Origin of the sequence: Streptomyces lunaelactis, from assembly GCF_003054555.1 — a bacterium.
Lineage (GTDB): Bacteria > Actinomycetota > Actinomycetes > Streptomycetales > Streptomycetaceae > Streptomyces > Streptomyces lunaelactis.
The window spans coordinates 5,296,057-5,318,178 of sequence record NZ_CP026304.1 but is presented as its reverse complement, the minus strand read 5'-3'; the positions used below and the strand labels follow the sequence as shown (position 1 = coordinate 5,318,178).

At 70.5% G+C, this 22,122-nt stretch carries 18 protein-coding genes, 1 pseudogene and 1 riboswitch; of the genes and pseudogenes, 5 read left to right on the top strand and 14 right to left on the bottom strand.

Annotated elements, in window-relative coordinates; genetic code table 11:
* Nucleotides 1–22 precede the first annotated feature (22 nt).
* A complete protein-coding gene (locus SLUN_RS24635; RefSeq protein ID WP_108151736.1) occupies nucleotides 23–973 on the bottom strand; it encodes a decaprenyl-phosphate phosphoribosyltransferase in 951 nt (316 codons plus the stop codon).
* Nucleotides 974–1,076: 103 nt separating this feature from the next.
* Nucleotides 1,077–1,586 (bottom strand): annotated as a pseudogene (locus SLUN_RS24630) (phosphatase PAP2 family protein); the annotation flags it as partial.
* Nucleotides 1,587–1,743: 157 nt separating this feature from the next.
* Between SLUN_RS24630 and dprE1 the strand changes: the two are divergent.
* Both dprE1 and dprE2 read left to right on the top strand, forming a co-directional pair.
* The gene (gene dprE1 / locus SLUN_RS24625) at nucleotides 1,744–3,153 is read left to right on the top strand and encodes a decaprenylphosphoryl-beta-D-ribose oxidase (RefSeq protein WP_108151732.1); all 1,410 of its coding nucleotides are present in this window, start codon (nucleotides 1,744–1,746) and stop codon (nucleotides 3,151–3,153) included.
* A 191-nt stretch (nucleotides 3,154–3,344) separates the two neighbouring features.
* Complete coding sequence (gene dprE2, locus SLUN_RS24620; RefSeq protein ID WP_108151730.1) at nucleotides 3,345–4,100, top strand: decaprenylphospho-beta-D-erythro-pentofuranosid-2-ulose 2-reductase; 756 nt, start codon at nucleotides 3,345–3,347, stop codon at nucleotides 4,098–4,100.
* Between the two features lie 18 nt (nucleotides 4,101–4,118).
* Here the strand turns inward: dprE2 and SLUN_RS24615 are convergent, their stop codons facing one another.
* The 3 genes from SLUN_RS24615 to glyA all read right to left on the bottom strand — a co-directional run bounded on the left by SLUN_RS24615 (nucleotide 4,119) and on the right by glyA (nucleotide 7,348).
* Entirely contained in the window at nucleotides 4,119–4,700 is a 582-nt protein-coding gene (locus SLUN_RS24615; protein WP_108151729.1) for a 2'-5' RNA ligase family protein, read from the bottom strand.
* Between the two features lie 105 nt (nucleotides 4,701–4,805).
* Complete coding sequence (trpS, locus tag SLUN_RS24610) at nucleotides 4,806–5,828, bottom strand: tryptophan--tRNA ligase (protein ID WP_371413846.1); 1,023 nt, start codon at nucleotides 5,826–5,828, stop codon at nucleotides 4,806–4,808.
* Nucleotides 5,829–6,079: 251 nt separating this feature from the next.
* A complete protein-coding gene (gene glyA, locus SLUN_RS24600) occupies nucleotides 6,080–7,348 on the bottom strand; it encodes a serine hydroxymethyltransferase (protein ID WP_108151725.1) in 1,269 nt (422 codons plus the stop codon).
* A gap of 102 nt (nucleotides 7,349–7,450) precedes the next feature.
* Nucleotides 7,451–7,541, bottom strand: a riboswitch (ZMP/ZTP riboswitch).
* Nucleotides 7,542–7,662: 121 nt separating this feature from the next.
* On the opposite strand from glyA, the gene rocD reads away from it, so the two are divergent.
* Nucleotides 7,663–8,868: an ornithine--oxo-acid transaminase gene (gene rocD / locus SLUN_RS24595; protein ID WP_108151723.1), complete on the top strand. Its 1,206-nt coding sequence runs from the start codon at nucleotides 7,663–7,665 to the stop codon at nucleotides 8,866–8,868.
* A 27-nt stretch (nucleotides 8,869–8,895) separates the two neighbouring features.
* Here rocD and SLUN_RS24590 read toward each other — a convergent pair whose 3' ends face one another.
* Both SLUN_RS24590 and SLUN_RS24585 read right to left on the bottom strand, forming a co-directional pair.
* Nucleotides 8,896–10,077 carry a glutathionylspermidine synthase family protein gene (locus tag SLUN_RS24590; protein WP_108151721.1) on the bottom strand — a complete coding sequence of 394 codons (1,182 nt, stop codon included), beginning with the start codon at nucleotides 10,075–10,077 and terminating at the stop codon, nucleotides 8,896–8,898.
* 8 nt (nucleotides 10,078–10,085) lie between these two features.
* On the bottom strand, nucleotides 10,086–10,361 hold the full coding sequence (locus SLUN_RS24585; RefSeq protein ID WP_108151719.1) for a hypothetical protein: 276 nt from the start codon (nucleotides 10,359–10,361) through the stop codon (nucleotides 10,086–10,088).
* Between the two features lie 121 nt (nucleotides 10,362–10,482).
* On the opposite strand from SLUN_RS24585, the gene SLUN_RS24580 reads away from it, so the two are divergent.
* Both SLUN_RS24580 and SLUN_RS24575 read left to right on the top strand, forming a co-directional pair.
* On the top strand, nucleotides 10,483–11,337 hold the full coding sequence (locus tag SLUN_RS24580; RefSeq protein WP_108151717.1) for a DMT family protein: 855 nt from the start codon (nucleotides 10,483–10,485) through the stop codon (nucleotides 11,335–11,337).
* 98 nt (nucleotides 11,338–11,435) lie between these two features.
* Nucleotides 11,436–11,945 carry a carboxymuconolactone decarboxylase family protein gene (locus SLUN_RS24575; RefSeq protein ID WP_108151715.1) on the top strand — a complete coding sequence of 170 codons (510 nt, stop codon included), beginning with the start codon at nucleotides 11,436–11,438 and terminating at the stop codon, nucleotides 11,943–11,945.
* Nucleotides 11,946–12,128: 183 nt separating this feature from the next.
* Here the strand turns inward: SLUN_RS24575 and SLUN_RS24570 are convergent, their stop codons facing one another.
* From SLUN_RS24570 to SLUN_RS24540, 7 genes are all read right to left on the bottom strand, one after another.
* Nucleotides 12,129–13,082: an ABC transporter substrate-binding protein gene (locus SLUN_RS24570; protein WP_108151713.1), complete on the bottom strand. Its 954-nt coding sequence runs from the start codon at nucleotides 13,080–13,082 to the stop codon at nucleotides 12,129–12,131.
* 27 nt (nucleotides 13,083–13,109) lie between these two features.
* Nucleotides 13,110–15,080 carry an ABC transporter permease gene (locus tag SLUN_RS24565; RefSeq protein ID WP_175313433.1) on the bottom strand — a complete coding sequence of 657 codons (1,971 nt, stop codon included), beginning with the start codon at nucleotides 15,078–15,080 and terminating at the stop codon, nucleotides 13,110–13,112.
* A gap of 94 nt (nucleotides 15,081–15,174) precedes the next feature.
* Nucleotides 15,175–16,251, bottom strand: coding sequence for a quaternary amine ABC transporter ATP-binding protein (locus SLUN_RS24560; RefSeq protein WP_371413922.1), 1,077 nt, complete (start codon nucleotides 16,249–16,251; stop codon nucleotides 15,175–15,177).
* Between the two features lie 32 nt (nucleotides 16,252–16,283).
* Nucleotides 16,284–17,819, bottom strand: coding sequence for a GMC family oxidoreductase (locus SLUN_RS24555; RefSeq protein ID WP_108151709.1), 1,536 nt, complete (start codon nucleotides 17,817–17,819; stop codon nucleotides 16,284–16,286).
* Nucleotides 17,820–17,852: 33 nt separating this feature from the next.
* Nucleotides 17,853–19,346 (bottom strand): aldehyde dehydrogenase family protein, encoded by a 1,494-nt coding sequence (locus SLUN_RS24550; protein ID WP_108151707.1) that lies wholly within the window; start codon nucleotides 19,344–19,346, stop codon nucleotides 17,853–17,855.
* A gap of 252 nt (nucleotides 19,347–19,598) precedes the next feature.
* Nucleotides 19,599–20,588: a malate dehydrogenase gene (locus tag SLUN_RS24545; RefSeq protein WP_108151705.1), complete on the bottom strand. Its 990-nt coding sequence runs from the start codon at nucleotides 20,586–20,588 to the stop codon at nucleotides 19,599–19,601.
* Nucleotides 20,589–20,752: 164 nt separating this feature from the next.
* Nucleotides 20,753–21,838 (bottom strand): helix-turn-helix domain-containing protein, encoded by a 1,086-nt coding sequence (locus SLUN_RS24540; RefSeq protein WP_108151703.1) that lies wholly within the window; start codon nucleotides 21,836–21,838, stop codon nucleotides 20,753–20,755.
* Nucleotides 21,839–22,122 lie beyond the last annotated feature (284 nt).

Below are 22,122 nucleotides of genomic sequence, written 5' to 3'. Positions count from 1 at the left end.
CCCCTGAGCCCGCGCAGGCCGCTCACAGGTCGGCGACCGCGAGACCGTACATCGCCGCCCACACCAGCCCGATGACGGCGAGCGGGCGGTCGCGCAGCACGACGTCCTCGGGCGCGCCGGCCGTGCCCCGGTCGGCGAAGACCGCGTACCGCAGCACCGCCAGGATGAACGCGATCACCGACAACTGCCGCCAGGGCAGCAGCGCCTGGCCCGCCACGCCACCGCTCTCCAGGGCCCACAGGCAGTAGGCGAGCACGGCGACACCGGCCGCGAGCTGCCAGACGAAGCGCAGATAGCCGGTCGTGTACGCGTTGAGCAGCACCCGGGTCACGCCCTCGCTGCCCTCCATCTGTACGGCCTCCGAGTACCGCTTGGCCGCCACCATGAAGAGCGCGCCGAAGCCGGTGGTGATCAGGAACCACCGGGACAGCGGGATGCCCAGCGCGACCCCGCCGATCATCGCGCGCAGCAGGAATCCGGTGGTGACGACGGCCAGGTCGACGACGAGGACATGCTTGAGCCAGACGCAGTACGCGAGTTGCATCGAGAGATACGCGGTGAGCAGTGCGCCGGTCATGGCATTGCACAGGGTGGCGGCGCCCGTGATCGCGGCGGCGGCGAGCAGAGCGCCGGCCGTGTACGCGACGCTCACGGGGACGTCCCCGGCGGCGACCGGCCTGCGGCATTTGACCGGGTGGGCGCGGTCGGCGTCGGCGTCGCGTGCGTCGTTGATCAGATAGACGGCCGCGGCGGCAGCTGTGAACAGGGTGAAGACGAGGGCCAGTTGGACGGCGGTGTGCCGCGAGCCCAGTTGGCCGGCGGCGGCCGGGGCGGCCACGACGAGGACGTTCTTGATCCATTGGCGGGGCCGGGCGGTTCTGATCAGGCCGACGGGCAGGCTCACGGCACGGGGTGGCGCGGGCCGCTCCGGCCGCTCGGGCCGCTCCAGCAGCGCGGTGCCGCGCTCAGTCATTCGCGCCTCCGCACATCCAGCCCCTCCGGCGATTGAGGAGCGGGGTTTGGGGCGGAGCCCCGGCGAGGACCCGCACGGGCGCGGGCCCGGCCGGCGAGCGCGTCATCCACCGCACCCCCAGCCGCGCGGCCAGTCCCCCGAGCACCGCGCCCGCCGCGACGTCCGTCGGATAGTGGACGCCCACAACCAGCCGCGACACGCACATCGCGGCGGCGAGCGGCGGCGCGAGATGGCGGGCGGCGGGGCGCAGCGCGCCGAAGGCGACGGCGGCAGCGGCCGCCGAGGTGGCGTGCGAGCTGGGGAAGGAGTGGCGTCCCACGGTACGGACGAGTGGCTCACGCGCAGGGAGTTCGGGCCGCGGGCGGCGTACCAGCCGCTTGACGCCCATGCTCGCCAGATGCGCCGCGCCCACCAGCGCGGTGGCGCGCAACCAGGCCCCGCGCCGCTCCCGGTCGGCCACCGCGCCCACGAGCCCGGCGGCCAGCCAGAGCGCGCCGTGCTCGCCGGTGAAGGAGAGCGCGCGGGCGGCCGCGGCCACGCGTGGCTCGCTTCCGCAGTCGCGCAACGCCGCCATCAGCCGGCGGTCGGCGGCCGCGCAGTCGACGTATCTCATCTGTCCTTGCCACCCCTCTCATGAGCCAGGGGCGACTCTTCTCGGCGATCGGCCGACTTTCGCGACATTCTTTGATGACACTCGTTTAATCACCCATTTCGGCGAGTCCGGTGAGGTACTGGTCAATGAGGGAATAAGCGGCGATACGGTCAGGACTATGTCCGCCGATACCCGTACCGCCGAGGCTGCCGAAGCCGCTGGGGCCGTCGAAGCCGCCGAGTTCGTGTCCGTCACCGGCTGGGGCCGGACCGCTCCGACGACCGCCCGCCTGCTGCGCCCCCGCACCCCCGGGGAAGTGGCCGCAGCGGTACGGGGATGGGGTGCGCGCGGCGGGATCGCACGCGGGCTCGGCCGGGCGTACGGTGACGCGGCGCAGAACGCGGGCGGATCCGTACTGGACATGACCGCCCTGGGCCGCATCCGCACCATCGACGCGGAGGCGGGCCTCGTCGTGTGCGACGCGGGCGTGAGCCTGCACCGGCTGATGGAGGTGCTGCTGCCGCTCGGCTGGTTCGTGCCGGTGACGCCCGGGACCCGCTATGTCACGGTCGGCGGCGCGATCGGCGCCGACATCCACGGCAAGAACCACCATGCCCACGGCTCCTTCTCGCGCCATGTGCGGTCGCTCGAACTGCTCACCGCCGACGGCGAGATCCTTCACGTCGTCCCCGGCACGGACCTCTTCGACGCGACGGCGGGCGGCATGGGGCTGACCGGGGTGATCCTCTCGGCGACTGTTCGGCTCCACCCCGTCGAGACCTCCCTGATGTCCGTCGACACCGAACGGGCCACCGACCTCGACGACTTGATGGCCCGGCTCAGCGCGACCGACCACCGGTACCGGTACTCGGTCGCCTGGATCGACCTTCTCGCGCGCGGCCGTGCGCTGGGACGCGCGGTCCTCACCCGGGCGGAGCACGCCCCGCTGGACGCGCTGCCTCCGCGCGCCCGCCGGTCCCGTCGCACCCCCCTCGACTTCCGCCCGGGACAGCTTCCCGCCGCCCCCGGCTTCGTACCGGAGGGCCTGCTCGGACGCACCACGGTCGGGCTCTTCAACGAGCTCTGGTACCGCAGGGCGCCGCGCTCACGGACCGGCGAGCTGCAGAGGATCTCGACCTACTTCCACCCCCTGGACGGCGTCCCGCACTGGAACCGGATCTACGGGCGGGGCGGCTTCGTGCAGTACCAGTTCGTCGTCGGGTACGGACACGAGGAGGTCCTGCGCCGGATCGTGCGGCGCATCTCGCGGCGCGGCTGCCCCTCGTTCCTGGCGGTCCTGAAGCGGTTCGGCGAGAGCGACCCGGGGTGGCTGTCCTTCCCGATGCCCGGCTGGACACTCGCGCTGGACATCCCGGCCGGGCTGCCGGGCCTGGCCGCCTTCCTGGACGAGCTGGACGAGGAGGTCGCGTCGGCCGGCGGCCGGGTCTGTCTCGCGAAGGACTCCCGGCTGCGCCCGGAACTCCTCGCCGCGATGTACCCGCGCCTGTCCGAATTCCGCTCCCTGCGGGCCGGTCTGGATCCCCGCGGGGTCTTCACCTCCGACCTCTCCCGCCGTCTCGCCCTATAGGGGGTGTCTTTCAGATCTTGCCGGGCTCGCATGCCCTGGCACGCACGCTCGCCGCGTTGTCGTCGGTCGGCATGGCTCCGCCATGCCTCCCTCCTCCGCCTTGCGATCGCACGCACCAGACCCCGCTCACTCATCCGGCCTGATCCAAAAGACACCCCCTGACCGTCCACGACCCCAAGGAGCACTGTTCGATGAAGGACGCCTTCGGCACCCCGCAGTCCCTGCTCGTCCTCGGCGGTACGTCGGAGATCGGCCTGGCGACCGCCCGCAGGCTCATCGCCCGCCGTGCCCGTACGGTCTGGCTGGCCGGACGGCCGTCGCGCGCCCTGGAGAACGCCGCGGCCGAGCTGCGCACCCTCGGCGCGGACGTGCACACCGTCGCCTTCGACGCCCTCGACCCGACCGCGCACGAGCAGGTCCTCGGCAAGATCTTCGCGGAGGGCGACATCGACATGGTGCTGCTCGCCTTCGGCGTCCTCGGCGACCAGGCGAACGACGAGGCCGAGCCCCTTGCGGCGGTCCGGGTCGCGCAGACCAACTACACCGGAGCCGTCTCGGCCTCGCTGGTGTGTGCGGGCGCGCTGCAGGCCCAGGGCCACGGCTCGATCGTGGTGCTCTCGTCGGTCGCGGGCGAGCGGGCCCGCCGCGCCAACTTCATCTACGGCTCCAGCAAGGCGGGCCTGGACGCCTTCGCGCAGGGGCTGGGGGACGCGCTGCACGGGACGGGCGTGCACGTCATGGTCGTACGCCCCGGATTCGTCCGCACGAAGATGACGGCGGGGCTGGCCGAGGCGCCGCTGGCCACCACCCCCGAGGCGGTCGCCACGGCCATCGAGCAGGGGCTGCGGCGCAGGTCGGAGACCGTGTGGGTGCCGGGGGCGCTGCGCTTTGTGATGTCGGCGCTGCGGCATGTGCCGCGGCCGGTCTTCCGGCGGCTGCCCGACTGACGGCAGGACCGCCGGCGGTCAGATGGTGGTGGCCGGCTCGTCGACCGGGGCGCCCTGGGCGGGAACGGCCGCGATGCCACCACCGAAGGCGTACGTGTTGAGCTTGCGCCACACGCCGTCCGCGCCCTGCTCGTAGAGCGCGAAGGAGGCGCAGGTCCAGGCCGCCTCGTACGCGGAGAGCTCCTCGTACGCGCGGTCCATCGCCTCCTCGGCGATGCCGTGCGCCACGGTGACGTGCGGGTGGTACGAGAACTGCAGCTCACGCACCAGCGGCCCGGACGCGTCGCGGACCCGCTTCTGCAGCCAGGTGCAGGCCGCCGCGCCCTCGACGACCTGGACGAAGACGACGGGCGAGAACGGACGGAACGTCCCGGTGCCGGAGAGCCGCATCGGGAACGGGCGGACGGCCCTCGCGACGTCGGCGAGATGCGCCTCGATCACGGGCAGCGCGCCGGCGTCGACCTCGGTGGGCGGGAGGAGGGTGACGTGCGTGGGAATGCCGTGCGCGGCGGGATCCCCGAAGCCCGCGCGCCGCTCCTGGAGCAGGCTGCCGTAGGGCTCCGGGACCGCGATCGAAACGCCGAGCGTTACGGTCCCCACGTCGTTCTCCTCAATCGTCGGTCTGCAGGTGTGTGCAGCCGCCAGTGTGGCGGCTGCACCGTCTTTGTGGCCAGAGTGCTTGGTCAGTGCTTGGTCACTGCTCGGTCAGTGCTTCGCGGGGAGGAACCCCACCCGGTCGTACGTGGCGGCCAGGGTCTCGGCGGCGACCGCACGTGCCTTCTCCGCGCCCTTGGCCAGGATCGAGTCCAGCGTCTCGGGGTCGTCCAGATATTCCTGCGTACGGCTCCGGAACGGTGTGACGAAATCGACCATGATGTCCGCCAGATCGGTCTTCAGCGCGCCGTACATCCTGCCCTCGTACTCCGCCTCCAGCTCGGCCACGCTCTTGCCGGTGAGGGTGGACTGGATGGTGAGGAGATTCGACACGCCCGGCTTGTTCACCGGGTCGAAGCGGATCACGGTGTCGGTGTCCGTGACCGCGCTCTTGATCTTCTTGGCCGTCGTCTTCGGCTCGTCGAGCAGGTTGATCAGGCCCTTGGGCGTCGAAGCCGACTTGCTCATCTTGATCGTCGGGTCCTGGAGGTCGTAGATCTTCGCGACCTCCTTGACGATGTGCGGCGCCGGGATGGTGAAGGTGTCGCCGAAGCGGGTGTTGAAACGCTCGGCGAGGTCGCGCGTGAGCTCGATGTGCTGGCGCTGGTCCTCGCCGACCGGGACGGCGTTGGCCTGGTAGAGCAGGATGTCCGCGACCTGCAGAATCGGATATGTGAAGAGACCGACGGTGGCTCGGTCGGTGCCCTGCTTCGCGGACTTGTCCTTGAACTGCGTCATCCGGGAGGCCTCACCGAACCCGGTGAGGCAGTTCATGATCCAGCCGAGCTGGGCGTGCTCGGGGACGTGACTCTGGATGAAGAGGGTGCAGCGCTCGGGGTCGAGACCGGCGGCGAGCAGCTGGGCCGCGGCGAGCCGGGTATTGGCGCGCAGCTCGGCGGGGTCCTGCGGCACGGTGATCGCATGCAGATCCACGACCATGTAGAACGCGTCGTGGGTCTCTTGCAGCGCCACGTACTGACGGATCGCACCGAGGTAGTTCCCTAGGTGGAACGAGCCTGCGGTGGGCTGGATGCCGGAGAGCGCGCGGGGTCGGTCAGAGGCCATGCTCAACATTCTCTCAGGTGTGGAACCGAACTCGGGACGGCGTTCAGGCCCTGGCTGTTGTGGATCGTGGTCAATGAGACGAGGAACACAGTGCGGACGGCGGTGCGGCTGCCGGCGCTCGCCGGGCGGCAGCCCTGGCGCCCGGACCGGGTGTACGGACCAGGCCGAGGGCGCCGCGTCAGCAGCTCCTCGACGGCTGATCCCAGGCCCGGAGGGGCTCGAGGACACCGGCAGCCGGCCGGCCCCGGCTGATCACCGCACTACGCGGACAGCCCCGGCGCGGGGTACTCGGCCATCAGCTCCGCGACCTCGGCGCGAATCGCGGCCAGCGCCTCCTCGTCGCCCGCGCCGGCCGCACTGACACCACGGTCGATCCAGTCGGCGACGGCGGCCATGTGCTCCGTACCGAGACCACGAGAGGTGAGGGAAGGGGTGCCGATGCGGACGCCGGAGGGGTCGAAGGGCTTCCTCGGGTCGTACGGGACGGTGTTGTAGTTGACGACGATCCCGGCCCGGTCGAGGGCCTTCGCCGCCACCTTGCCGGGCACGTTCTTGGGGGTGAGGTCCATCAGGATCAGGTGGTTGTCGGTGCCGCCGGAGACCAGGTCGAAGCCGCGGGCGAGCAGCTCCTCGGCGAGCACCTTGGCGTTGGCGACGACCGACGCCGCGTAGCTGCGGAAGGAGGGCTGGGCCGCCTCGTGGAGGGCGACCGCGATGGCAGCCGTGGTCTGGTTGTGCGGGCCGCCCTGGAGACCGGGGAACACCGCTTTGTCGATGGCCTTGGCGTGCTCCTCGCGGGACATCAGCATCGCGCCGCGGGGCCCGCGCAGGGTCTTGTGGGTGGTCGTGGAGATCACGTCGGCGTGCGGCACGGGGGAGGGATGGGCGCCGCCCGCGATCAGACCCGCGATATGGGCAACATCGGCGACCAGGACGGCGCCGGACTCGCGGGCGATCTCCGCGAAGGCCGCGAAGTCGATGGTGCGGGGCAGCGCGGTGCCGCCGCAGAAGATGACCTTCGGGCGCTCCTTGAGGGCGAGTTCGCGCACCTCGTCGAAGTCGGTGAGGCCCGTGTCCTGGCGTACGCCGTACTGGACGCCGCGGAACCACCTTCCGGTGGCGGAGACGCCCCAGCCGTGGGTGAGGTGGCCGCCCATCGGCAGGGCCATGCCCATCACAGTGTCGCCGGGCTCGGCGAAGGCGAGATAGACGGCGAGGTTGGCCGGGGAGCCGGAGTAGGGCTGGACGTTGGCGTGCTCGACGCCGAAGAGGGCCTTGGCACGGGCGATGGCGAGCAGCTCGACCTGGTCGATGTTCTGCTGGCCCTCGTAGTAGCGGCGGCCGGCGTAGCCCTCGCTGTACTTGTTCTGCAGGACCGTGCCGGAAGCCTCCAGTACGGCCCGGGAGACGTAGTTCTCGCTGGGGATCATGCGGAGCGTCTCCGCCTGGAGCTGTTCCTCGGCGCCGACGAGGGCGGCCAGTTCCGGGTCGGTGGCGGAGAGTGCGGGGTGCGGCAGGGGAAGGGTCATGGTGTCCTCCGGGGCGATCCGTCGCTCGGTCGTGGTCCCGGGGTGCGACTCGGGGTCCCTCGCCGGAGGCAGGGGACCGGGCCGCACCCATGGGGGTGTGTCCCGGAGTACCCAGGCGGGCGGCACCTCGTGTGATCTTCCGCGCGCGGCTTCCTCGAGGTCACTTCCCCGTACGCCAGTCGCCGTGCGTAATACCCAGCCTAGCGGCCACGACGCACGGCAAGGTTTCTTAGTCCACCATGCGAGCGACGATAGAAACAGGGGCACCACCCCGCCCCACACCGGATGGCTTGTCTCTACTGAACGGAGATCCCGTGTCCACATCGGAGAGTGCCATTGCCTCCGCGGAGGCGCACACCGCGCACAACTACCACCCTCTGCCCGTGGTCATCGCCTCGGCGGAGGGCGCCTGGATGACCGATGTCGAGGGGCGCCGCTACCTCGACATGCTCGCCGGGTACTCGGCGCTCAACTTCGGTCACGGCAACCGCCGGCTCATCGACGCCGCCAAGGCGCAGCTGGACAGAGTCACGCTCACCTCCCGTGCCTTCCACCACGACAGGTTCGCGGACTTCTGTACGCAGCTCGCCGAGCTGTGCGGCATGGAGATGGTGCTGCCGATGAACACCGGGGCGGAGGCGGTGGAGACCGCCGTGAAGACCGCCCGGAAGTGGGGCTACCAGGTCAAGGGCGTGAAGGACGGCCGGGCGAAGATCATCGTCGCGGGGAACAACTTCCACGGCCGGACGACCACGATCATCAGCTTCTCGACGGATCACGAGGCGCGGGCGGACTTCGGCCCGTATACGCCGGGCTTCGAGATCGTTCCGTACGGCGACCTGACCGCGCTCGAAGCGGCGATGACACCGAACACCGTGGCCGTGCTGCTGGAGCCGATCCAGGGCGAGGCCGGGGTGCTGGTGCCGCCGCCGGGCTATCTCCCGGGCGTACGGCAGCTGACCCGCGAGCGGAACGTCCTGTTCATCGCGGACGAGATCCAGTCGGGCCTCGGGCGGACCGGCCGGACCTTCGCCTGCGAGCACGAGAACGTCGTGCCGGACATGTACGTGCTGGGCAAGGCGCTGGGCGGCGGTGTCGTGCCGGTGTCGGCGGTGGTCTCCTCCGCCGAGGTGCTCGGCGTCTACCGGCCCGGTGAGCACGGCTCGACGTTCGGCGGCAATCCGCTGGCCTGCGCGGTGGCCCTGGAGGTGATCGCGATGCTGCGCACCGGTGAGTTCCAGCAGCGCGCCACCGAGCTGGGTGACCATCTCCACCATGAGCTCGGCCTGTTGACGGGCGGCGGCTCGGTGGAGGCAGTGCGCGGGCGCGGGCTGTGGGCGGGCGTCGACATCGTGCCGAGCCACGGCACCGGGAGGGAGATCTCCGAGAAGCTGATGGACCGCGGGGTCCTGGTCAAGGACACCCACGGCTCCACGATCCGCATCGCCCCGCCGCTGGTGATCAGCAAGGAGGACCTGGACTGGGGCCTGGACCAGCTCCGGGGCGTACTGGAGGGCTGAGCTGCCCGTACGGACCGGGCGGGAGGCCTAGAGGATGACGTGGGGCAGGAAGCGGGCGTACTCGTCCGTGACCAGCCCCGCCGATTCCCGGATGCCGAGCCCCGCCGCCTCGTCCTCGACGACCCAGGCACCGAGCACCACACGGTTGCCGTCGAAGTCGGGCAGCGGCGCCAACTCCTGGTAGCAGCACGGCTCTTCCCGCAGTACGGGCGGGCAGCCCGGCTCATGGATCGTGACCCCCGCACCCTCGCGGCCGAGCAGCGGCTTGGCCACGTATCCCCGCTCCGAGGCGAGTTCGCGCGGGCCGTCGAGGTAGGCGGGGAGCAGATTCGGGTGGCCCGGGTTGAGCTCCCAGAGGATCGCCAGCAGCGCCTTGTTGGAGAGCAGCATCTTCCAGGCGGGCTCGATCCAGCAGGTGGTGCCGGTGCCGCCGCCGTTGTCCAGGGTGTCCAGGACGTGGGGACCGAAGCGGTCGGTGGCCAGCCACTCCCACGGATAGAGCTTGAAGCAGCTGCGTATGAACCGCAGCCGGTCGTCGACGAAGCGGCCGGACAGCCGGTCCCAGCCGATCTGTTCGACGGACAGCGCCTCGGTGGCGAGGCCCGCCTGCTCGGCCGTCTCACGCAGATAGGCGACGGTCATCAGGTCCTCGCCCAGCTCGTCCCCGTCGGAGTGGACGAAGTGCAGCGGCCCGGGCGGAAGGAGCGGTGCCTGGCGCTTCCAGGCGTCGACGAGGCGTTCATGGAGGGAGTTCCACTGGTCGGCGCCGGGAAAGCGGTCCTCCATCCAGAACCACTGCGGGCTCGCGGCCTCGACCAGGGAGGTGGGGGTGTCGGCGTTGTACTCCAGCATCTTGGCCGGGCCCGTGCCGTCGTATCGCAGATCGAACCGCCCGTAGAGGGAGGGCAGTTCGGCCCGTCGCCGCCAGGACTCGGCGATCAGGCCGGCCAGCCGCGTGTCCGTGATGCCGAGGTCCGCGAAGCGGTCGTGGGCAACGATGTGCCCGGCCGCGACCAAGCACATCGCGTGCAGCTCCTCGACGACGTCCTCCAGCGCCTCGACCTCGGGCAGCGAGAAGGAGTAGTACGCACTCTCGTCCCAGTACGGGCGCAACGAGCCGTCCGGATAACGGGTCAGGGGGTAGATGCACCCCTGTTCCTCGACGGTCTGCTGCCAGCCGGGCCGGGGTTCTGTGGTGTGGCGCTTCATCAGGCGACTCAGCCGCCGCCGGAGCCGGAGCTGCCGAAGCCACCGGTCTCGACAGCCGACTTGTCGAAACTTCCGCCGGAGATCTTGCCGCTACGGCTGCTGCCGCCGTAGTAGTACCGGCCGCTGCCGCTGCTGTCGTCGCACTCGTAGCTGGGCAGGGTCTCGTACGTCACCGGGTCGACACAGCGCTCGTCCGGCTCCGAACTGCAGGATGTAAGCGTCGCCGCGAGCAACCCCATGCCACCGAGCACCACTGTGCTCGACCTCAGCCTTCGTCCCGCCATCAGCCGGTCTCCCCGTTCGAATCAAGCCATTGAGCCCCGCACACACTAGATGGCCGCCCCGCGCGCCCGTAAGCCCGGTCCACCAACCCTCCTCATCTACAGTCTCTTTGTGCTCTTTGGGATGATCTGCGCCTTCGGCTCCGCGGTCTGCTACGGCACGGCCTCCGTCCTCCAGGCCATCGCCGCGCGCGCTGCGGAACCCGGCACCGGCTCCGGTGTCGATCCCGCGCTGCTGATCCGGGCGCTGCGTCAGTGGCGCTACATCGTCGGACTCGCCCTGGACGGCCTGGGCTTCGTCCTCCAGATCATCGCCCTGCGCTCCCTCCCCATCTACGCGGTCGGGGCGGCGCTCGCCGCCAGCCTCGCGGTGACGGCCGTGGTCGCTGCCCGTCTCCTCGACGTGCGCCTGAGCGGCATCGAATGGGGCGCGGTGGCCGTGGTCTGCGCGGGTCTGGCGATGCTGGGCCTCGCCTCCGGCGAGGAGGGCGACCGCCCGGGTTCGGACGCGCTGCGCTGGTCGATGCTCGGCGTCGCGGTCGCCGTGCTCCTCGCCGGCGCGGTCGCGGGCCGCCTCCCCGACAAGGCGCGCGCCCTGGTGCTCGGTCTCGGCGCGGGGTTCGGCTTCGGGGTGGTCGAGGTCTCGGTCCGTCTGATCGACTCGGTCGCCCTCCCCGAGGTCCTCACCAATCCGGCACTGTACGCGCTGCTGCTCGGGGGCGGCGCGGCGTTCCTGCTGCTCACCTCCGCCCTGCAGCGCGGCTCGGTGACGACGGCCACGGCCGGCATGGTGCTCGGCGAGACGATCGGCCCGGCGCTGGTGGGCGTGGTGTGGCTGGGCGACCGGACCCGCGAGGGACTGGCGTGGCTGGCGGTGGTCGGCTTCGCGGTGGCGGTGGCGGGTGCGCTCGCCCTGGCCCGGTTCGGTGAGCCACCGTCGACGTCACCCGCCGGCACATCAAACCCCGCCGGCGATTGAGGCGCGGGATCTGGGGCAGCGCCCCAGCGCCTGGGGCCCGGGCCCTTGCACCCGAACCCGCACCCGCACCCGCACCCGCCCGCACTAGATTCGTAGCCATGACGACGACCGAGACGCCCGAGACGCACTCCTGCGCCCCCGAGCACACCGCCCGCCTGCAGTGGGCGAAGCTCGCCCCCGAGGTCTACAAGGCCATGGTCAAGCTGGACGCGGCCGCCCGGCAGGGCGTCGACCCGGTCCTCCTCGAGCTGGTGAAGATCCGTGCCTCGCAGATCAACCACTGCGCCTTCTGCCTCGACATGCACACCAAGGACGCTCTCGCGGCGGGCGAGTCGGTGGAGCGGATCGTCCAGCTCAGCGCCTGGGAGGAGTCGCAGCACTTCTACACGGAGAGGGAGATCGCGGCGATCGCGCTGACGGAGGCCGTCACCGTACTGACCGACGGCTTCGTCCCGGACGAGGTGTACGAGAAGGCCGCGAAGCACTTCGACGACACCGAGCTCGCGCATCTGATCGCGGCGATCACGGTCATCAACGCCTGGAACCGCTTCGGCGTGACCGCCCGGCTGGTGCCCGGCCACTACACGCCGGGCCAGTACAAGCACTGACCGCGCATTCAGAACCGTGGACAACGCGGCGCGGACGGCATCGGCGATGCCGTCCGCGTCACGCGGGACGAGCACGGAGAGATCCTGCTTGCCGGATCCGAGGAACAGGTACGGATCCTCGGCCTCAGGGCCGTACTCCATCAAGCGAGTTGAGGCACTTCAGAGGTGCTGGGCGGCTGCGAACTACTTCTTGGGAAGCCACGCCTTCCACGTCGACTCGTTCGCGTTGACCCACTTCTCGGCCGCCGCCTCCGGCGACATCTTCTCGCCGGCGATCATCAGCGCGACCTCGTTCTGCTGCTCGGTCGTCCACTTGAAGTTCTTCAGGAACTCGGCCGCCTCGCCGCCGTCCTTCGCGAAGTCCGCGTTGAGGAACTTCTGCAGCGGCGTGTTCGGGTACGCGCAGGCAACCTTCTTCGGGTCCGCGTCACAACCCTCCTTGTACTCCGGCAGCTTGACCTCGACCATGTCGACCTGGGCGTTCAGCCACTGCGGGGTCCACCAGTACGTCAGGAAGGGCTTCTTCTCCTTGGCGTACTTCTTGATCGCCGTGATCTGCGCGGCCTCGGAGCCCGAGTAGTTGGTCTTCAGGTCCAGCTTCAGGTTCTTGATGATCGCGTCGTCGTTGGTGACATAGTCCGGGGAGCCCTCGAGGATCTCGCCCTTGTCACCGCTCTCCGCGGTCTTGAAGTCCTTGGCGTACTTGTTGAGGTTCTTGGCGTCCAGGACGTCGGGGTTCTTGTCCGCGTAGTACTTCGGCACGTACCAGCCGATGTGCCCGGTGACACCGAGGTCGCCCGCCTTGACGACGGTCTTCTTCGTCGTGACGTACTGCGTCTCCTCCTTGGGGTGACCCCAGTCCTCCATGATCGCGTCGATGTCGCCCTTGGAGAGCGCGTCCCAGGCGAGGACCTCGCCCATCTGCTGGGTCTTGACGGTGTAGCCCAGCTCCTTCTTCAGGATGTAGCCGGCGACGGCCGTGTTGGCCTGGGCGCCGACCCAGGAGGGGACGGTCAGCCGCACGGTCTTGTCGCCGCCGGCCTCGTCCTTCTTTCCGGTGTCGGCAGCGCCGCACGCGCTGAGGCCGATGACGCCGAGGGCGCTGATGACAGCGGTGGTTATACGGAGGGTGCGCATGGTGCTCCTGTGTATGGAAGGACGGGTTCAGTGGGACGTTGACTTGCGGCGGGCTGGCTGGGTGATCCGGTCCAGTACGAGACCGAGGCAGACGATGGCGACTCCGGCCGTCATCCCGACGCCCATATCGCCCCGGGAGAGGCCCTTCACGACGTCGTAGCCGAGCGCGCCCCCGCCGACCAGGCCGCCGACGACGACCACGGCGAGTACGAGTACGACGCCCTGGTTGACGGCGAGCTGGAGCGCCGGGCGGGCCAGCGGCAGCTGCACCTGGAGGAGTTGCTGACGCGTCGAGGCACCCAGCGACCGGGCGGCCTCCAGCGCCGCCGGGTCGACCTCGCGCAGGCCCTGAGTGGTGATGCGTACGACGGCGGGAAGGGCGTAGACGACGGCCGCGATGATCGCCGAGGCGCGGGTGACGCCGAACAGCGCGACCACCGGGATGAGGTACACGAACTGCGGCATCGTCTGCATCGCGTCGAGTACGGGCCGCAGCCAGCGTTCGAGCCGCCCGGCCCGCGCGCAGAAGATGCCCGCGAGCACGCCGAGCGCCAGCGTGAGGACGAGCGCCGCGAGCACCTGGGAGAGCGTGTCCAGGGATTTCGCCCAGACCCCGAGTACCCCGATCGCCGCCATCGAGAGCGTGGCGGTCAGCGCGGTCGCCCAGGTGCCGACCAGCCAGGCCACCGCCGCGACGAGCAGCAGCACCGACCACCAGGGCAGCCAGATCAGCAGGTCGCGCAGGGGGTTGAGGATCCAGAGCGTGAACTCGCGGGACCAGACCTCCGTGAAGGTGAGGTTCTCGGTGATCCACTCCTGCGCCTTGTTGACGGGCGTGGAGATGTCGTACGTCCAGCTGTCCGGCCATGTCCTGCCGATGGCGAGGCCCGCCAGCGCGGCGGCCACGACGCCCGCCGACACCAGCGCCCACGCCGACCGGCCGTGCAGCGGTCCGCCGCCGGGGTTGCTCTCGCCGATACGGTCGCCGGCCGCCGCGGTCGTACGGTCCAGCCAGACCGCGATCAGCACGATCGGGATACCCGCGGCGAGCGCCTTGCCGACGTCGACGGTGGAGAGCGCGGAGTAGACCGCCTCGCCGAGGCCGCCGGCGCCGACGAGGGCCGCGATGACGACCATCGAGAGCGCCATCATGATCGTCTGGTTGAGGCCGAGGAGCATCTGCTTGCGGGCGAGCGGCAGCCGCGCGGTCCGCAGCCGCTGCCAGCCGCTCGCGCCGAGCGAGGCGGAGGCTTCGAGCACGGCGGGGTCGGCGCCGCGCAGACCGAGCGCCGTGAGGCGGGCCATCGGCGGAGCCGCGTAGATCACCGTGCAGAAGAGCGCGGCGGGCGTGCCGGTGCCGAAGACCAGCACGAACGGCAGCAGGTACGCGAAGGCGGGCAGCACCTGCATGGTGTCCAGCACGGGCCGCAGCGCCCGGTCGACCCGGTCGGACAGCCCGGCGGCGAGCCCGATCAGCACCCCGAGCAGCGCGGCGACGGCCACCGCGACGACCATCAGCGCGATGGTGAGCAGCGTGGCGTCCCACATCCCGAGCAGCCCGCACAGGGCGAACGCCCCGAAAGCTGTCGCGGCGACCTTGACCCCGCGCCGCCCGAGGCCTGCGGCCCGCCAGGCGAACAGCACACCGGCGACGAGTACGCCGAGCCAGCCCATGGCGTCCAGGAACTGGTAGACCCCGTCGACGGCGTCGGTGGCGGTGTTGGAGAAGTGGAGCAGGAAGTAGAGGAAGAGGGGGTGGGTGTCGCGGTTGTCGATGACCCACTCGTTGGCGTCGTCGAGGGGCCCGGAGACGTCGACGGTCAGCCCGGCGGGCCAACTGCCGCTCCCCCACAGGGCGATGCCGAGAGGTATCAGGACGAGGGCGGCGAGGGCGAGCCCGAGGACCTTGCGCTTGCCGGGATGCGTCAACAGGAGCCGCCATCTGCCCGCGGTGGGCGCGGCGTCGGTGGGCTTGCTGACAGTGACGGTGGCGGTCACGCGCACCCCTCCCCGTAACCGGGGCTCCGCCCCGGACCCCGCGCCTCAGACGCCGGCGAGGCTGGATTGTTCGGGTCCGGCGGAAGAACGCACATCACGCCGCCACCTCCCCGACCCGTACACCCGCGACCACTGCAAGCAGCGCCGCGTGGTCCACCACGCCCACGCAGCGGCCGGCCTCCATGACGCGAGCCGGTGACCCTGTCCGGGCCACCGCCTCGATCGCCTCGAAGACCGTCGCTCCGGGAGCGATCGACGGGCCGGACTCCGCCTCGTCGCCGACCGCCGGGCGCAGCGCGGTCCGTACGGTCATCACCTGCTCGCGCGGCACATCGCGGACGAAGTCCCGTACATAGTCGTCCGCGGGCGCGCCCACGATCTCCTCCGGCGTGCCCAGCTGCACGATCCGGCCGTCCCGCATCAGCGCGATGCGGTCGCCCAGCTTCAGCGCCTCGTTCAGATCGTGGGTGATGAAGATCATCGTCCGGCCCTCCTCGCGGTGCAGCCGGATGACCTCCTCCTGCATATCGCGCCGGATCAACGGGTCCAGCGCGCTGAACGGCTCGTCGAAGAGCAGCACTTCCGGGTCGACGGCCAGCGCCCGCGCCAGCCCGACGCGCTGCTGCTGTCCACCGGACAGCTGTCCCGGGCGGCGGTGCTCCAGCCCTTCGAGCCCCACCTTCGCTACGATCTCGGCCGCCCTGGACCGCCGCGCCGCCTTGCCCAGGCCCTGGATCTCCAGCCCGTACGCGACGTTGTCGAGCACCGAGCGGTGCGGCAGCAGGCCGAAGTGCTGGAAGACCATCGACGCCCGGTGGCGGCGCAGTTCGCGCAGCCGCGCCGTGTCCATGGACAGCACGTCCTCGCCGTCGATGACGATCGATCCGGACGTCGGCTCGATCAGCCGGGTCAGGCAGCGTACGAGCGTCGACTTGCCGGAGCCGGAGAGGCCCATGACGACGAAGACCTCGCCCTTGCGTACGTCGAAGGAGACATCGCGTACGGCGGCGGTGCAGCCGGTGCGTTCCCGCAGCTCGGCCGGGCTGAGCGCGCCGAGTTCGGCGTCGCCGGGGACGCGCCCGGCCTTCGGGCCGAACACCTTCCACAGGTCGGTTACGGAGAAGACGGGCGGCGTCGCACCGTCGTCAGCGGCCTTCTCGGTCACGTCCACGGCCTTCTTGGTCACATCCACGGTTTCGGACTTCAACGGACCCCACTCCTCTCGTCGGACGTCGCTGCTAGCAGCTCCGCGCACTTCTCTCCCACCATCAGGACCCCGATCATCGGGTTCACGGCGGGCATCGTCGGGAATACGGACGCGTCGGCAATGCGGATGCCGTCGAGTCCCCGGATCCTCAGGTCCGGGGAGACGACGGCGAGTTCATCGGCGGGTGCGCCCATGCGGCAGGTGCCGGCGGGGTGGTACACCGTGTGCGCGACCTTGCGCGCGTACTCGCCGATGGCCTCGTCGGATGTGACATCGGGCCCCGGGCAGACCTCCCGCTTCAGCCAGCCGGCCAGCGGTGCGGCCGTGGCTATCTCGCGGGCGAGCTTGATCCCGTCGACGAGCGTACGGCCGTCGTAGTCGTTCTCGTCCGTGAAGTAACGGAAGTCCAACGCAGGCTTCACATCCGGATCCGCACTGGTCAGATACAGCCTGCCGCGGCTGCGCGGCTTGGGGATGTTCGGCGTCATCGACACCCCGTGCGCGGGCCGCTCGTAGCCGAGGCGCTCAGGGTTGTCGGTGAACGGTATTTGGTAGAAGTGGAACATGAGATCGGGCCCGGCGGACTCCGGGTCCCGTCGTACGAAGAGACCCGCGTCGCTGTCCATCGCCGAGTTCTCGGGGATCGGACCGTGCGTCTCCCAGACGATCACCGACTCCGGGTGGTCGAGCAGGTTCTCGCCGACGCCCGACAGATCGTGTGCGACAGGAATGCCGAGCTCTTCCAGGTCGGCGCGCGGCCCGATGCCGGAGTGCAGCAGCAGCCGCGGGGTGTCCACCGCTCCCGCGCAGACCAGGACTTCGCGCCGCGCCTCGACGAGGCGCTCCTCGCCGTCCTTGGTACGGACGCGTACGCCCGTCGCCCGCGCGCCGTCCAGCTCCAGCCGGTACGCCCAGGTCTCCAGGGCGATGTGCAGGTTCGGGCGGTCCAGGAAGGGGTGCAGATACGCGACGGACGCGGACGAGCGCTTGTTGTTCTCCGGGTGGTACGCGAGGTCGAAGAAGCCGACGCCCTCGTGGAAGGGCTTCTTGTTGAAGCCGTCGACCCGCGGGACGTCCAGGGCGGTCTGCGCCGCGTCGACGAAGTCGCGGGCGATGGCGTTACGGTCCGCCTCGTCGACCGGCACGATGTTGTTCCGCAGCCGCTCGAAGTACGGGTCCATCGCGGCCGCGTCCCAGCCCTCGGCGCCGGCCGCCGCCCACTCGTCCCAGTCGGACGGCAGCGGCCGGAAGGCGATCAGGGTGTTGTGCGAGGAGCAGCCGCCGAGCACCCGGGCCCGGCTGTGCCGGATGTGGGAGTTGCCGCGTGGCTGCTCGGTGGTGGGGTAGTCGTAGTCGAGCTCGCCGCCGAGCAGCCCCATCCAGCGCCGCAGGGTGAGGACTTCGGGGCGGTCGACATCGCTCGGCCCGCCCTCGATGACGGCTACGGTGACGTCCGGGTTCTCGGTGAGCCGGGAGGCGATGACCGACCCGGCGGTGCCGCCCCCGACGACGACATAGTCGTACGTAGTCATGTGTTTCGTTCTCCTACTCCGCTACTCGGTGACTCAGCCTGCGAACCAGCGCACGGGGCGGGGGGCGAGGTTCTGGTAGATGTGCTTGGCCTCTCGGTACTCGGCGAGCCCGGCGGGACCCAGCTCGCGCCCGATGCCGCTCTTTCCGAATCCGCCCCATTCGGCCTGGGGCAGATACGGGTGGAAGTCGTTGATCCAGACGGTCCCGTGCCGCAGCCGCCCGGCGACGCGCCGCGCCCGTCCGGGGTCGGCGGTCCACACCGCGCCCGCCAGCCCGTACTCGGTGTCGTTGGCGAGCGCGACGGCCTCGTCCTCCGTACGGAAGGTCTCGACGGTCAGGACGGGCCCGAAGACCTCTTCGCGTACGACGCGCATCTCACGGTGGCACTGGTCGAGGACGGTGGGCCGGTAGAAGTACCCCTCGTACCCCTCGCCTTCGGGCCGCCGGCCGCCGGCGCGCAGCACGGCGCCCTCCGCCAGCGCGGAGGCGACGTACTCCTCGGTCTTGGCGAGCTGCTGCGGCGAAACGAGGGGACCGCACTCGACGCCGTCGTCGGTGCCGCGCCCGAGGCGGATCTTCTCGGCGCGGCGGGCGAGTTCGCCGACGAAGCGCTCGCGCAGGGACTCCTCGACGATGAGCCGGGATCCGGCGGAGCAGACCTGCCCGCTGTGGATGAAGGCGGCATTCAGCGCCTGGTCGACGGCGGTGTCAAAGTCCTCATCGCTTTCGCACGCATCCGCGAAGACGACGTTGGGGTTCTTGCCGCCGAGTTCCAGGGCGACCTTCTTGACGCTGTCGGCGGCGGCGCGCATCACCTTCGTACCGCTGGACAGCCCGCCGGTGAAGGAGACCAGATCCACATCGGGGTGCTCGGCGAGCCTGGCTCCGACGGGGTCGCCCGCGCCGGTCACGATGTTGGCGACGCCGTCCGGCAGTCCGGCCTCCTCCAGCAGGTGGATCAGCTCGACGGTCGTCAGCGGGGTGATCTCACTCGGCTTGACCACAAAAGTATTGCCCGCGGCCAGTGCCGGGGCAATCTTCCAGCTTGCCTGCAGGAGCGGATAGTTCCATGGGGTGATCAGCGCACAGACGCCGACGGGCTCATGCACCACCACGCTGTGTATCTCGTCGGATCCGGCGTCGACGACGCGGCCGCCGCTCTCGTTCATGACGAGGTCGGCGAAGTACCGGAAGGCGTCGGCGACGCAGTCCACGTCAACGCGGCCCTCTTCGAGCGTCTTTCCGGCGTCCCGGCTCTCCAGCGCCCCCAGCGCTTCCCGGTTCCGCTGCAACAGGTCCGCGACCCGCCGCAGCAGCGCTGCCCGCTCGGCGACCGGTGTGCGCGGCCACTCCCCCTCGTCGAACGCCCTGCGCGCGGCGGCGACCGCGGCGTCGGTGTCCTCGGTCCCACCCTCCGCCACGAGGGCGAACACGGTCGCGTCAGCGGGGTCGATGATCTCGCGCGTGGCGCCGGACGCGGCTGATCGCCACTCTCCGCCCACGTGGATGGTCTGTTGTGCCGACACGTCGCGTTTCGCCTTCCGTTCCCGTTATGTTCCTCGCTGGTACCAACCAGCGAACGGGTCTGCTGCCCAGGGGTTCGGAAAGCATGCGCATGATCTGTCTCAAAGTGGCCCGCATCACTGCGCCGCGGTGGGGCAGGCGTACTCCGGCCTTGTGGGACAGCGTCCGCTGACCCAGGGCAAGCCGAGAACCCACTGCACGGAGAACGCCCCCGGAGCGTGCCGGGGGCGTTCTGTCGTACGAGGGAAGGCGGATCAGAGGAGGCCGAGCTCGCGGACCGCCGCGCGCTCCTCCGCGAGCTCCCGCACCGACGCGTCGATGCGCGCACGCGAGAAGCCGTTGATGTCCAGGCCCTGGACGATCTCGAACTTGCCGTCCTTCGTGGTGACCGGGAAGGACGAGATCAGGCCCTCCGGGACGCCGTACGAGCCGTCCGACGGGATGCCCATCGAGGTCCAGTCGCCGTCCGCGGTGCCGTTGACCCAGGTGTGGACGTGGTCGATCGCGGCGTTCGCGGCCGACGCGGCCGAGGACGCGCCGCGGGCCTCGATGATCGCGGCGCCGCGCTTGGCGACGGTCGGGATGAAGGTGTCGGCGAGCCACTTCTCGTCGTTCACGACCTCCGCGGCGTTCTTGCCGGCGATCTCCGCGTGGAAGATGTCCGGGTACTGCGTCGCGGAGTGGTTGCCCCAGATGGTGAGGCGGCGGATCTCGGAGACCGTGGCGCCGGTCTTCTTCGCCAGCTGCGAGATCGCGCGGTTGTGGTCGAGGCGGGTCATCGCGGTGAAGCGCTCGGCCGGTACGTCCGGGGCCGCGGCCTGCGCGATGAGCGCGTTGGTGTTGGCCGGGTTGCCCACGACGAGGACCTTGATGTCGTCCGCGGCGTTGTCGTTGATGGCCTTGCCCTGCGGCTTGAAGATGCCGCCGTTGGCGGAGAGGAGGTCGCCGCGCTCCATGCCCTTCGTACGCGGACGGGCGCCGACCAGCAGAGCCACGTTGGCGCCGTCGAAGGCGACGTTCGGGTCGTCCGTGATCTCAATGCCGCTCAGCAGCGGGAAGGCGCAGTCGTCGAGCTCCATCGCGGTGCCCTCGGCGGCCTTCAGGCCCTGCGGGATCTCGAGGAGACGAAGCCTGACCGGCACATCCGCGCCGAGCAGGTGGCCGGATGCGATGCGGAAGAGCAGCGCGTAGCCGATCTGGCCGGCCGCGCCGGTCACGGTGACATTCACGGGAGTGCGGGTCATGGCGATCTCCGTAAGACAGCTGGCGGTGGGGGTCCCTGCCCCTGGTGCTGGACGGCTCTTCACACCTCGTCTGAATCTTGACGTGAAGAGACATCCAGCGTCAGGCTATCCGACCCGGGACCCGGCACTCCCCCGCCCCCTTGTGGCGCGGCTCACGGCCGCGATCACTGCTGCGCGGTGCAGCCCGTGGTCCCCGTCCTCAGCGTCGCGCAGGCCTTCGCCCCGGTCTGCGTCGCCACCGCGGTCATGGGGGTGTACGCGTCGTTGTCCGCGTTCACCAGCCCCTCCTGCGCGCCCTTTCCGCCCACGCTTATCTGCACGGTGTCACCGGGCGCCGCCTGAGTGATACGGGCCCAGGCCGCCTGGCACGTCTTGCTGTAGCGGACCTCCACCAGGGCCTTGCCGACGGTCACTCTGGAGACCGTCTTGGCGAACTCGCCGCCGCAGCCCATGGCTTCCGGGTCCTGGCCCGTGCAGGCCTTGCCGCTGCACTTCACGCCGGCCGGCAGCGGCGGGCTGCTGGTGGCCGGTGCGGCGGACGGCGTCCTGGCGGCGGGCTTGCCGTCGCCGTCCCCGCCGAGATCGGTGAGGAGGACGGCCGCGGCGATCACCAACAGCGCGCCGACGAGACCGGCCAGGAACATGGTGACCTTGCGCTTTCCGCGCCCCTGGCCGGGAGACGGGGTGGGGCGGGGGCCCGACGGCGCGGCCGGCGGTGACATCGGTGGTGCCTGATGGCCGGGGCCGGGCTGTTGCGGTACGAACGCGGGGCGCCGCGCATCGGACCTGTCAGAGCCGCCGGAGCCGAAGCTGCCGGAGCCGAAAGCCCCGGCCTCCGGGGCAACCGGCTCAGCCGGGGCGGCCGTCCGGCCGGCCGAGCGGCCGTTCGCGGTGCCCGCCGGGGCGGGCCCGAACTCTCCGAGCGCCGCCCGCGCCTGGGATATCCGTATCGCTTCCATGGTCATGTCGTGCCGCATCTCGGAACGGCTCCAGGCGCGCTCCGCCAGCTCCCACATCGTGGTCAAGTGGCCGGTGTTCGTACCGGTCACCTCGGCCAGCGCGACGATCGCCCCCTTGGGCGCGAGCAGCCGCCCGTTCAGATACCGCTCCCAGGACGTCTTGCTGTAGCCGGTGCGGTCCGCGACCGCGCTCAGATTCAGCCCGCTGCGGTCGACGAGCCGGCGCAGCTGACTGGTGAACTCCCGGACCTGTGGGTCCAGCTCGTCCGGTAGTACCTTCCAACGAGGCATTGCCTCCCCCTTGTCCCCCCGAATGTGCCTGAATTGCCCCGTGTTGTACTGACTCCCGGCCGTGCACCCTCGGGCGTCCGTGTTCCGGACTACCCAGTGGGATGCACTGGGGTGGGCTGTCAGTTCCTCTTTTCGGCGTGCACGGGAGCATTCGGGACAGGTGGCGCGCTCCTTGCGCGCCCTGTCTGCCGCCTCAGTCTGGCATCCGTAGCCCAACGATCACACCGTGCCGGAATGGTCACTTCCATGCCACAGGCACCAGTCGTCCCTTGAACGCAGTTGGC